The organism is Cryobacterium sp. RTC2.1 (genome assembly GCF_035018685.1).
GTDB classification, from domain to species: Bacteria; Actinomycetota; Actinomycetes; order Actinomycetales; family Microbacteriaceae; genus Cryobacterium; species Cryobacterium glucosi.
The window spans coordinates 17,259-29,200 of sequence record NZ_JASJXJ010000031.1 but is presented as its reverse complement, the minus strand read 5'-3'; the positions used below and the strand labels follow the sequence as shown (position 1 = coordinate 29,200).

The following is an 11,942-nucleotide window of genomic DNA, read 5'->3' as shown; positions in this document are numbered from 1 at the left end:
CGTGCCGGTCTTTCAGCGCAGGATCGTGCGTAGCTCCTGGCCGACATAGGCGATCTGGAGGGCGATGTCCGTCGATGTTGGCGCGTTGTTGGTCGGTTCGCCGATGAAGATGGGGATGATCGCGCGGGTGGCGGGCATGCCGGGGAAGCTGCCGGTTCTGGCGTCGACGATGAGCGTCCGCTCCAATTCCGACCATCGCAGAGTCATGGTGCTGAACTCGCCGTTCTCGTAGCCGTAGCCATCACCGGCATCCTCGTAGAGATCGAAGGTTACGTCGGCGCCGGGGTAGATCCGCACCTCCAGGGGGCCGAAGACATTCTCGCCGGTGTGCTGGACCGCGGGTCCAAGGGGCAGTAGGCTGCCGGCCCGCACGAAGACGGGGATCGTCTCCAGTGACGCGGCGACTTCGATGGTCTGGCCGCCCTCGAAGCGCTCGGAGGTCCAGAAGTCGTACCAGTTGCAGCCGGACGGGAGATAGACCGACCGGGTGGTGGGGCGTCCCTGTACGGGCTCCGAATCAGGGCCGAAATACATCGGCTCAGTGATGGGGCAGATCAGGAGCGACGGGCCGAGCATGAACTCATCGTCGACGTCGTACACCCGCGGGTCGTGGCGGAAGTCGAAGACGAGCGAACGCATCGGGGTGTAGTCGCGCTGGGTTGTCCAGCCGCTGAGCGAGTACAGGTAGGGGAGTAGTCGATAGCGCAAGCGGATGAAGGCGCAGATGGTGTCGTAGCTGGCGTCTCCCACGTCACCGAACCGCCACGGTTCGCGGGGCGTGTCCCGGCCGTGGGAGCGGAAGATGGGCAGGAAGGTGCCCATCTGCAGCCACCGGACGTAGAGTTCCCGGTAGCCTAGGTCGGCGCTGCCCTCCGCGAAGTCACCCTCCCAGAACCACAGCGGGCCCGGGGTGACGAAGTAAGCGCCTATATCGAATGTCCAGTATGGGGTGCCTGTGACGCACAGGTTGAGCCCGGCGGAGATCTGCCGTCGCAAGGCTAACCAAGTCGCCGAGGTGTCGCCGGACCAGGTGACCGCGCTGTAGCGTTGCTGGCCGACGAAGCCCGAGCGTGTGAGCAAGAACACACGTTTGTCGTTGCCGGCGGCTCGCTGGCCCTCGTAGAGTCCTTCGGAGTGCAGGAGTGAATAGGCGTTGATGTGCTCCGGGTCGAGGTACTTCTTCAGCTCGCCGGCATTGATGAGCAGGCGCTGCCAGGGCTCCGGTTTAACGATCCCCTTCCAGTCGCCCTCGAACGGTTCGGTGCAGTCTGCCCAGAACGCGTCGACGCCGTGGCTGAAGTAGCCCTCGTTCACCTGCTTCCAATACCGGGCCCTGGCATCCGCGTCGAACGCATCGTAGGTGGAGCCGTCGCCGAGGAGCTCCCCGTGGGCACGGAACTCGGCCTGGTTGGGTCCGTCGTTTTGCATGTTCGGCCAGATGGAGACCATCAGCTTCGCGCCGAGATCGTGCAGCTCTTCGATCAGCCGTGTCGGGTCGGGGTACCGGTCAGGGTCCAGCGACTTCTGTCCCCAGAGTCCCTCCGGCCAGTGCTTCCAGTCCTGCACGATGCAGTCGAGGGGGATATCCCGCCGCCGGTACTCGCGGACGATGTCGAGGAGCTCGTCGGCGTTCTCGTACCGGTCCTTGGACTGGATGTAGCCAAGGGACCAGCGAGGAAGCATCGGAGCCCCTCCGGTCAGGGTGCGGATGTGGTGGACGATGTCATCCAGTTCGGGGCCTGCAATGACGTAAAAGTCCATCTCGTCATCGACTTCAGTCCAGAAGTAGCTCCCGGCCTGGTCATCGTGGAAAGAGGCGAGAGCCTGGCTGTCCCACATGATGGCGTAGCCCCGCGTCGAGACGAGCACGGGCGCCACGATCTTCATGTTCTGCTGGTACAGGTCCTCGTGGTGACCGCGATAGTTGAAGACGCCCTCGTCATGCTGGCCGAGCCCGTAGAGGGCCTCGCCGTCGCTGAACTCAAGTCGGAGCTTCGTCGAGTACGCCTGGCGGTCGACCAGTTGCTTCGTCTGGCCCACGACGGACTTCTCGCCGTCGGCGCCGAGTGCGGTGGTGATCACGGTGTCTTCGGAGAAGACGGAACGCAGGACGTCGATCTCCTCAAGCACTTTCGTGTCCGCGCGATCGTGCGGCTCACGGAACAGGAGTCGCCCGGTCTCGTCGGTCCAGGTGAACGCGCCGAACTGTTTGTCGATGACGAGCCGCAGCCGGGGAATGGAGAGCACCAGCTGATCGGCGGAATCGGCGACGTCCGGAGCCGATCGCTCGTTACCGCCGACCACCATGAGGCTCTCATCGGAGCCGAAGACCGGTCGACCCGTGAAGACGACCCGCATTACTTGCTCACCGAGGCGCTGCACTTTCAGCCGCCCGGTTGATGTGACAATGACCACGCCATCCGCTTCACTGTGATGAGCCTGAATCTTCATACGGTCCCTTTCTGGGTGAGGGCGGCGGGGTGCCGGAGGTTGTTCGCGCTCTGGAGAACCGGTCGGGTGGTGAGATCATCGACGGGCAGTTCTTCGCCGCTGAGGACGAGGAATCGGTGACTCTCGCCGGGTAGCAGGGTCACGAGCATCTCGTCCACCGTGGCCATCGGGTCGAGGCGATCCGGATTTAGCACGATGTCCTTCACGAAATTGTTGGCGGTGACGGTGAGGGAATATCCGACGTCCTCACGCTCGACCGTGGTGCTGAACTCCGCCTGGGGCAGGCTCAACTCGACGTCTTCGACGAAGTAGGAGAATGCACGGGCGGAAGCATCCGCCTCGGCGACAATGAGCTCGTTCCGTGCGTCTGCAGGCACCGTCAGGGACTCGGAGAGGAGGATGGTCTGGTTGGTACGTGAAGCCACGTTGAACCGAAGGTGCTCGGCGGCGAGCTCTGTTCCGGTGAGGCTCAGGCGCCGGACGGCGACGGTACCCGTCCAAGCATGGGGACTGTCGTTGCTCACGATGAGGGCGAGGCCGGCGCCTCGGGGCTGGACTAGGAGCAGGCGGGGCGCGTTGAGTGCCCGCAGTGCGTACCACAGCGGCTTGCGTCTGCCAGCCTTGTCGACGGCCGCCCAGCTGATAGCGGGCCAGCAATCGTTGAGTTGCCAGACCAGCGAGCCGGAAGTGCGCGGGGAATGCGAACGGAAGTGCTTGACGCCGCAGGAGATTGCGCGGGCCTGGTTCAGCTGGGTCGCGAAGTGCCAGTCGTCGAAGGTCGTGGGTGCAGGCAGGTGCAGTGCATAGCCGCGGTCGAGCTTGCCATTGCCGTCGACCGCCTTCTGGTGGGCGGCCATGCCGGGGGAATCCGGCAGCATAGGGTCGTCGTCAATGGCGCTCGTGAGGGTTGAGTAGTCGGCGGGACCTTGGAAACCAAATTCGGCGACGAAACGCGGCACCGAGTTGCGGTAGGTCAGGTAGTCCTCGCTGAACCAGACCTTCCAGCTGTGCACAGGGCCGTGGTTTGGATCGCGAGGATCGGCGTAATCGGCGGGGGAGAATGGAGTCGACGGGAGGTAGCCACGCCCGGGGTCGAGTTCGGCCAAAATACTCGGGAGTAGGTCGTCGTAGTAGCCGCGTCCCCAGGTCTCGCCCTCCTGCATCCGCTCCTTGAAACCCCAGTGGAAGTAACCCTCGATGTTTTCGTTGCTGCCGTTCCAGAAGACAAGGGAGGGGTTTGGGGCAAGACGGGCGACATTCTCACGAGCCTCCGCTTCGACTTCGGCCCACATCTCCGGGGCCTCCGAGTAGATCGCGCAAGCAAACAGGAAGTCCTGCCACAACAGAATCCCCTCCCGGTTGCAGATGTCGTAAAGGTCGTTGCTCTCGTAGATACCGCCACCCCAGATGCGGAGCATGTTCATATTGGCCTCGACGGCGTCGCGAACCCCGCGTTCATAGTCGTCCCGGGTCACGCGGGGCAGGAAACAATCGTCAGGGATCCAGTTCGCGCCCTTGATGTAGACGAATTGCCCGTTGACGTGGAATTCGAAACCGGTGCCGAAGTCGTCGGGATTCATCCGCACCTCGACCGTGCGGAACCCGACATCGTGCGTCCAGGTGTCGAGTTCCTCGGCGTCCCGGGACACTCGCACGTCCAGGTGGTAGAGCGGTTGGTCGCCGTAGCCCCTCGGCCACCATAGTTCCGCATTATCAATCTTGAGGCTGAGGACGGAGGAGGACCGTTCAACTGTCCCGCTCGTGTGCACCGCGGTTCCGTCGGGGGCCGTGAGAATGGCCTCGAGGAGCAGCTCGGTATGCGCAGCAGATTCGAGGTCGGTACGTTCGAGCTCGACGTGGACTTCGACGAGACCGCCACCGTCGGAATCCACGCTGACTCGAGGAATGACCTGTGCCAGTCGGGCGACGGACCATTGGTGCAGGTAGAGGGGCCGCCAGATCCCTGAGGTCGTGAGTGTGGGCCCCCAGTCCCAGCCGAAGTTGCACGCCATCTTGCGCAGGGCGTTATAGGGCAGCGCATCGGCGACCAGCGGTTTGGCACCGATCCGTAGCTCCGATTCGCGCGCAGAGCGGAGGGGTGAAGCGAGATCGACCGTCAGTTCGTTGCTGCTCGCGCGGATCAATGAACGCACGTCGAAGCGATAGGACCGATGCTGGTTCTTGGTCTCTCCAACGAGCGCGCCGTTGAACGTTACGGTTGCAACCGTGTCCAGGCCCTCGGCAACGAGGTCGACGCGTTCGTGGCCCTCGTCGGTGAAGGCGAACGAGGTTTGGTAGCGTACGTCGGTTTCTCCGATCCACTTCACCGCGTTCTCGTTGGTGTTGAGATACGGGTCCGGGATCAAGCCCCGCGCTAGCAGGTCAGTGTGCACGGTCCCTGGAACGGTCGCCGGAATGTCCCGCGGAAGACCTTCGGGGACAGGGCCAGCCATCAGGTTCAGGGTCCAATTGTCGTTTAGCGGTGTGCGGTGCACAGTGTCTCTCCCTATTGCTCGTACAGGTAGTTCTCTTACAAGTGCGGAACGTGCGCGGCGGCCCGCGGCGGATACTCCCCCGACCCGCGCTGGACGACGTGTGTGGGGATATCGACCCGCACCGGGGGCCCGAGTCGATCCTGGAGCCGCTGCATCATGAGCCTCACGGCTTGGCGGCCAAGCTCGGCCGGGTCGTAGGTCACGACGCTGATGCCCCAGGCATCAGCGAGATCGAAGTCGTCGAAGCCGATGAACGCGAACTCTTGGAACCGTCGTCCTAGCTCCCGAATCACGCCAGCGCTCGCCCGGTTGTTCCCCGCGATGATGGCCGTTGGCGGGTCTGGCAGTGCGAGCAGTTCCCGCACCGATTCCTCTTCGCTTCGTCCCGTGACGGGTTCAAGGCGCTCCCAGTGGACGGAGTCGGAGACGCCGCCTTCTCTCATGGCCGAGCGAAAACCGCGCAGGCGTTCCTGGTGGGTGTAGAGCTCGGCGGGACTGCACACGAATCCGATCCGCCGGTGACCTGCCTGCAGCAGACTTCGCGTGGCATCCACTGTGCCCCGGAAGTTGTCTAGGACCACGGCATCGGCGATGAGGTTGCGGGCGGGACGGTCGATACAGACAACCGGCGTGCCGAGCTGGCGTTCGTTTTCGAGGTAGGCCTGATCATCGGCGATCGGCACCATCAGAAGCCCGCGAACTCGGTGCTTGAGCAGATTCTCGACAACCTTCCGCTCGCTCTGGGGGTCGTCGTGAGTGGCCGCCAAGATCATCATGAGCTCGTGCTGTGCAAGCTCCTCCTCGACACCCGCAGCGACCTTGACATAAAAGGGGTTCGCGAGATCGCCGATGACGAAGGCGACGGTATCCGTGACGCTTCCGTGACGCAAGCTTCTGGCCAGATGGTTGGGGCGGAATCGGAGTGTTTGCGCGGCGGAGAGGACCCGGTCCCTGGTCGCGACGGAGACACTGCCACTGTCCGTCACGACGCGTGAAACGGTCTTTGCGCTCACGCCGGCGAGGCGACCCACATCGGCGAGTGTCGCTCGCGACTGGGGGAGGGCGGCAAGATCCCGCAACACGGAGCCGGGATCGTGCCTCAGGGGTACCGACGGTGCACGCGCGACTGATGACGACTCCGGCTCGATCATGACGCAACCGTAGCACGGCGTCACTACTTCATGTCAGCGCTGACAAATTTTCCCGCGACAGGCCATAGAGCACTAATTCCGCGGGGTGTTTTTCATTGAAAAATGGCAGACGAATAGGCACTTGCGCGGTTGCGTAATCCGACAGTGCACTCCAAGCGCGCAAATTTAGCTCAATACTGAACACTGCAAATTGCTGATCAAGCGATAAATTTAAACCGACCTGGGTTGTCAAATCTATTGGAGGGTACCGGGATCGAGCGGTATGCGAGCGGCGGTTTAAACACGCTATAACGGTCCCGCCGCTGGCTCCGAAAATTACATTGACTCTTGTGTCAACGCTGATATGCTGTGCTCACTGATCGCGTCAGGCCGGGACTAATCCGTTCGCGCCGAGAGCGCGGTTGGTTGGATGAAGCTGACGACAGCGTTCACCGGTCACGCTCGTCCATTGACGCACCAACATTGGAGATCCAGAGATGGCAATGAAGCACATCACAGGCGTTGCGGGCGTAGTCGTAGCCGCGATGATGCTCGCCGGTTGTAGTTCCGGCGGCACCACGGCAACGGATTCCTCGGGCAATCCGACCGGCGATATCACGGTCCTGACGAATCGTACCGACCTTGTCGATACCGTGTTCGCAGACTACAAGGCCACATTCGAGAAGAAGTACCCCGACGTCAAAGTGACCTTCGAGGCCATCACTGACTACGAGAGCGAAGTGACCACCCGGCTTGGAACGAAGGACTATGGCGACGTCCTCGGTATCCCGGCGTCGGTCACCAAGGATCAGCTCGCGAACTTCTTCGAACCTCTCGGCAAGGTCACCGACATGGCGAAGGACTATCGCTTTATCGCCGAGCAGGCGTTCGACGGGACTGTGTACGGTCTGCCCACCTTCGGTGGGGCCAACGGTTTCGTGTACAACAAGAAGACCTGGGCGGATGCCGGAGTCACGACCAACCCCAAGACTCCCGAAGAGTTCATCACCGACCTCAAGGCTATCCAGGCCAAGGGTGCAGCGATTCCGCTCTACACGAACTATAAAGACGGCTGGCCCCTCGGCCAGTGGCAGGGGTTCCGCGGCACGTCGGGCGATAAGGAAATCGTACAGACGATGGACAAGTCGGACGCACCCTGGTCCGCAGGGAGCGACCAGTACCTCATTGATTCCCTGCTCTTCAATGCGGTGAGTAACAAGCTCACCGAACCGGACCCGCTAACCACAAGCTGGGAAGGCTCGAAAGGTCTGCTGGCAACCGGAAAGGTTGGCACGATGGCACTCGGGTCCTGGGCCATCGTCCAGTTCCAGAAGGCCGCAAAGGATGCCGGAGCCGATCCTGCGGACATCGGCTACATGCCGTTCCCGCACCAGGTCGACGGTAAGTTCCACTCTGTCATCGCGGGGGACTTCAAGAACGCCATCAACATCAATTCCACGCACAAGGCCGCCGCGCGGGCCTGGATCGACTGGTTCACCAACGATTCCGGATTTGCCGCCAGCCAGGGTGCAATCACTCCGAAGGTCGGCAGCGAGAACCCGTCAACACTGGCGGACTTCACGAAGGCTGATGTGCAATACCTCGAATTGACGCCGGCACCGACGGACCAAGCCACGGTCGATTCCGACATCTACAACGGCGCGAACATCGACCTCTTCGGTCAGGTCTATCGCCAGAAGCTCGTAGACATTGCCCGCGGGGCAGCGAAGGGCGACATGAACTCGTACTTCGACGAGCTCAACCAGCGGTGGGCGGCCGCCAAGGCCAAGGCCGGCAAGTAACACTCCCTCATCGCACGATCGCACCGCAGGGGGCAACACCTCCGGAAAGCAGACAACAATGTCTCAATTGACCGGCTTAGCCGGCACTACCGGGGGTGTTCCCCCCTTAACGGCGACCATCCCGGCCGCGGGCGTCGGCAGGAATGCCCCTTGGCGCCAGCGACCGAAATGGGTCACACCGTGGCTTTTCCTGCTCGCACCACTCGGGCTGTTGATCACGTTCACCTACATCCCCGTCGTGAACATGATCTGGTACAGCTTCACCTCGTGGAATGGCATCTCAAAGGTCCAGCAGGTGGTCGGACTCGACAACTACGGTCAAATCTTCAGTGATCCGACCATCTTCAACGTCTTCTACGTCAGCCTGTTCTATGTCGGCGCTTCTATCCTGCAGATGGGCCTTGCCCTCTACTTCGCGACAATCCTCAGCTTCAAGACGCGATTCCGGAACTTCTTCAAAGGAGTGCTGTTCTTTCCCTACCTGATCAACGGAGTCGCAATCGGCCTCGTCTTCTTGTATTTCTTCCAGCCCGGCGGAACGCTCGACCTAATCCTGAAAAACTTCGGATTGGCGCAGCTGACCACCCAGTGGCTCGGCAACCCCGACGTCGCGAACTTCTCGCTCGCGGGGACATCCGTCTGGCGGTACACGGGACTGAACTTCGTTCTCTTCCTGGGAGCGATCCAGTCGATTCCCGCGCAACTGTATGAGGCGGCTGACCTCGACGGCGCCAACAAATGGCAGCAGTTCCGATTCATCATCATGCCGGGGATCAAGCGCATCATCAGCCTGTCATTCATCCTCGCCATTTCGGGAAGCCTCGCAGTCTTCGAGATCCCGTTCATCATGACGGGCGGTGCCAACGGCACCGCGACCTTCGTGATCACGACCATTCAGCAAGCCTTCACCTTCCGGCACGTCGGGCTTGCGTCGGCGATGGCAGTCATCCTGCTCCTGATTGTGCTGATAGTCACCTACGTCCAGCGCAAGCTGGTACCAGACGATGAGGTAAACATCTCATGACCGAACTGAAAACCACGCCAGTAGCGCAGAAGCACGGCGCTACTCCGGTGCTCCCCAACCACCGCCTTCGGGCGGCAGTCATGACGACACTGAAGTACCTCACCCTCGTCGTCGCTGCAATCGTCACCCTGCTGCCGCTAGGCGTCGTGTTCATGACCGCGTTCAAAACGAAGAACGAGTACCTAAACTCGGGGCCGGCCGACCTGCCCCAAAACTGGTTCAACTTCGCCAACTTCGCCACTGCGCTAGACAAGGGGCACATGCTCCAAGGCTTCGCGAACACGGGTTTCATCCTGGTGATCTCCGTGCTGGGAACCCTCGTCATCGGCACCATGACCGCGTATGCAATCGATAGGTTCGACTTCCGATTCAAGAAGGTCGTCCTGATGATGTTCCTGCTAGCGACGCTCGTTCCCGCAGTGACAACCCAGGTGGCAACGTTCCAGGTGGTCAATAACCTTGGACTTTTCAATACCTATTGGGCGGCGATCGCGCTCTTCCTCGGGACCGACATCATCTCCATCTACATTTTTGTTCAATTCATGCAATCCATTCCCCGCGAACTCGACGAAGCCGCGATGCTAGACGGCGCAAACCGTTTCGTAATCTACTGGCGGATCATCCTTCCGCTCCTCAAGCCCGCGATCGCCACTGTCGTCATCATTAAGGGCATCGCGATCTACAACGAGTTCTACATCCCGTTCCTCTACATGCCCTCGCAACAACTGGGTGTCATCTCAACCTCACTCTTCCGGTTCAAAGGGCCCTTCGGCGCCCAATGGGAAGTCATCTCCGCGGGCACAATGCTCGTCATCATCCCCACGGTCATCGTCTTCCTGGTGCTGCAACGATTCATCTACAACGGCTTCACGCAGGGCGCCACCAAGTAAAACGATCGGTGCGGCGGATAGCCCAGGTCGTTCAAGATATACGCTCGCAAGATCCGCCTGCTGGTTGCGCCTCGCGTGCGGTGGGCTGGCCTCGGAGTAGTGTCGCGTTGTCGACCCGGCCGGGCAGGATGCCGCTAGTGAGCCGAGATCGGAGCGAGGTGGAGGTCGGCGGCGGCGAGCACGTCGGCACCCGCGTCGCGGAGGGTGGCCATGAAGGCGGCCTGGACGGATGCCCCCGGAACCTCGGTGCCTTCGAACTCGAAGTCGGGTGCGGCGCAGGCGTCGTGCACGACCGTAACGACTAACCCGAGGTCGAGGGCGGCCCGGGCGGTCGCGTCGATGCACATGCTGCTCATCATGCCCATGATGACGAGGTGTTCGATGTCCTCGTCCCGGAGCAGCTGTTCGAGTCCGGTGCCGATGAAGGCGTTCGGGGAGCCTTTGGTCAAGTGGTGTTCGGTCGCCACCGGCGCCAGGAGTGGGTAGATCTCGGCCCCTGCGGTCCCGGGGACGAAGAACGTCGCATCCGGTTCGGTGGCGAGGTGCTGGAAGTGGATGATGGGGGTGCCGGTGGCACGGGCCGTGTCGAGGACGCCCCGGGCGATGACCGCGGCGGACTCACTCCCGGTGAGGGGATATGCACCCCCGGGGAAGTAGTCGTTCTGAATGTCAATGACCACAATTCCAGTGCTCACATTTGCTCCGCTTCGTTTTTTTGTGCCATCTTCCCACATGACTCTTATCGTCACGGGCAGGAACTGATCGACGAGAACCAGGTCGACGCGCCGGCGTCGGCCTGTCGTTTTGTACACCCGTCTGCACGAACACGCTCGATCCGGACCTGCGAAGGGATCTTGACTGGGGGAGGGTTCGCCACACCCCACGCGCCCGAGAGTCCCGCAGTGCTCGCTGCGCGCACAACCGACCATCAGGCCGGGATCGCTGTGCTCCGCGGCCCAGGTCACCCACTGGGAAGTCATCTGGGCAGATTAGGCCACCACAACCGGTTGCGTCCCGTGGAGGGGTGTAGTTCCCGGTTCTTGGGGCGTTGGATTAACAACGTCGGAAACCATCGCGCGATGGTCAGTGAGAACCGTTCAAAGTTCCTCACAGAAAGACACATCACACGACCCTTCTATGGTTGAAGTCAAGCAGTAAGGGTCGCCAGTGAGCGATAGATGCTGCGGGCGATGAATCGTTTGAGGCAGCGGTGGATCTCTCGCCGGGTCTTGCCTTCGGCGGTTCTTCTGTCAACGTAGCTTTTCGTCGTGGGGTCGGTGATCATGCGGCAGCGGGCAATGATGTGGAGCGCTCGGTTCAGTTGACGGTCGCCGTGGCGGTTGAGGCGATGCCGGGTCGTATTTCCCGATGATGCCGGAATTGGGCTAACGCCCGCCAACGCCGCGAAGGCGGCTTCCGAGCGCACTCTGCCTTGGTGGGAATAAGCGGTCAGGATGATAGCGGCCGTGAACGGTCCGACACCGGGGATGTCCTGGATGCCTGGAGCGAGTTCGTCGACGTGCTTTGACAGGGCCGCGTGATTCGTTTCCAACTCGCGAGTGCGCTGGTGGATCGCGGAGGCGAGCCTGCGGGCTTCAGATCGGGCGACGGCAGCGGCAGTGTCATCGCTGGAGCGATCGCGCCATGCGGCGATGATGTCGACTTGAGTGTTGGTCAGGGGTGCGCGGACGTCGAGGCCCAGGTTGATTATCCGCAGGAGCGCGTTGCGGTCGTTGCGGTCGCTGGTGCGTTGGGAATCGATACTGTGTCTCGCGACGAGCAGAACTCGAAGGGCGCTGCGAAGCCCGTCGGCGCGCGGCAGAATCAGCGCGGTCGCATCGGTGCCAAGCGCGGTGCGGGCGGCAGCCACGGCATCGATTTGGTCGGTTTTGCCGTGACCATCCCGGGCCTGCCGTTTGGGTGGTTTGACCTCGCAGACGCGGATCCCCGCGGTGGTGAGAGCGCGAGTCACGGTGGCTCCGTAGGAGCCGGTGCCCTCGACAGCGGCAAGCTGCTGCCCATCCGAGCGTCGCTCAATCCATGCGATCGCGCGGGCGGTGCCAGCGTCGGTGGTGGGAAATGAAGCGGTGTCAATGACTGCGCCAGTAGCGGCAGTAACGACTGCGTAGGTGTGACTATGGCAGCGTTAC

At 61.9% G+C, this 11,942-nt stretch carries 8 protein-coding genes and 1 pseudogene; 3 read left to right on the top strand and 6 right to left on the bottom strand.

Annotation, left to right across the window (positions count from 1 at the left end):
- Positions 1 to 12 precede the first annotated feature (12 nt).
- The 4 genes from QN357_RS06250 to QN357_RS06235 form a co-directional block, all read right to left on the bottom strand.
- Complete coding sequence (locus QN357_RS06250; RefSeq protein WP_322136722.1) at positions 13 to 2,451, bottom strand: TIM-barrel domain-containing protein; 2,439 nt, start codon at positions 2,449 to 2,451, stop codon at positions 13 to 15.
- Entirely contained in the window at positions 2,448 to 4,904 is a 2,457-nt protein-coding gene (locus QN357_RS06245) for a glycoside hydrolase family 2 protein (RefSeq protein WP_322140451.1), read from the bottom strand. Before QN357_RS06245 ends, QN357_RS06250 begins: the two co-directional genes overlap by 4 nt.
- A gap of 77 nt (positions 4,905 to 4,981) precedes the next feature.
- Entirely contained in the window at positions 4,982 to 5,977 is a 996-nt protein-coding gene (locus QN357_RS06240) for a LacI family DNA-binding transcriptional regulator (protein ID WP_323504679.1), read from the bottom strand.
- A 148-nt stretch (positions 5,978 to 6,125) separates the two neighbouring features.
- Positions 6,126 to 6,329, bottom strand: coding sequence for a hypothetical protein (locus tag QN357_RS06235; protein WP_322136718.1), 204 nt, complete (start codon positions 6,327 to 6,329; stop codon positions 6,126 to 6,128).
- A 250-nt stretch (positions 6,330 to 6,579) separates the two neighbouring features.
- Here QN357_RS06235 and QN357_RS06230 point away from each other — a divergent pair, with 250 nt between their 5' ends.
- From QN357_RS06230 to QN357_RS06220, 3 genes are read left to right on the top strand one after another with little or no spacing between them, the layout of a single operon-like run.
- On the top strand, positions 6,580 to 7,878 hold the full coding sequence (locus QN357_RS06230; RefSeq protein ID WP_322136717.1) for an ABC transporter substrate-binding protein: 1,299 nt from the start codon (positions 6,580 to 6,582) through the stop codon (positions 7,876 to 7,878).
- Positions 7,879 to 7,936: 58 nt separating this feature from the next.
- Positions 7,937 to 8,902, top strand: coding sequence for a sugar ABC transporter permease (locus tag QN357_RS06225; RefSeq protein ID WP_322141105.1), 966 nt, complete (start codon positions 7,937 to 7,939; stop codon positions 8,900 to 8,902).
- A complete protein-coding gene (locus tag QN357_RS06220) occupies positions 8,899 to 9,792 on the top strand; it encodes a carbohydrate ABC transporter permease (RefSeq protein WP_322136715.1) in 894 nt (297 codons plus the stop codon). Before QN357_RS06225 ends, QN357_RS06220 begins: the two co-directional genes overlap by 4 nt.
- 134 nt (positions 9,793 to 9,926) lie before the next feature.
- On the opposite strand, the gene QN357_RS06215 is transcribed toward QN357_RS06220, so the two are convergent.
- Positions 9,927 to 10,487, bottom strand: coding sequence for a cysteine hydrolase family protein (locus tag QN357_RS06215; protein WP_322136714.1), 561 nt, complete (start codon positions 10,485 to 10,487; stop codon positions 9,927 to 9,929).
- A gap of 452 nt (positions 10,488 to 10,939) precedes the next feature.
- Positions 10,940 to 11,929: pseudogene (locus QN357_RS06210) on the bottom strand (IS110 family transposase); the annotation flags it as partial.
- Positions 11,930 to 11,942: the final 13 nt, after the last annotated feature.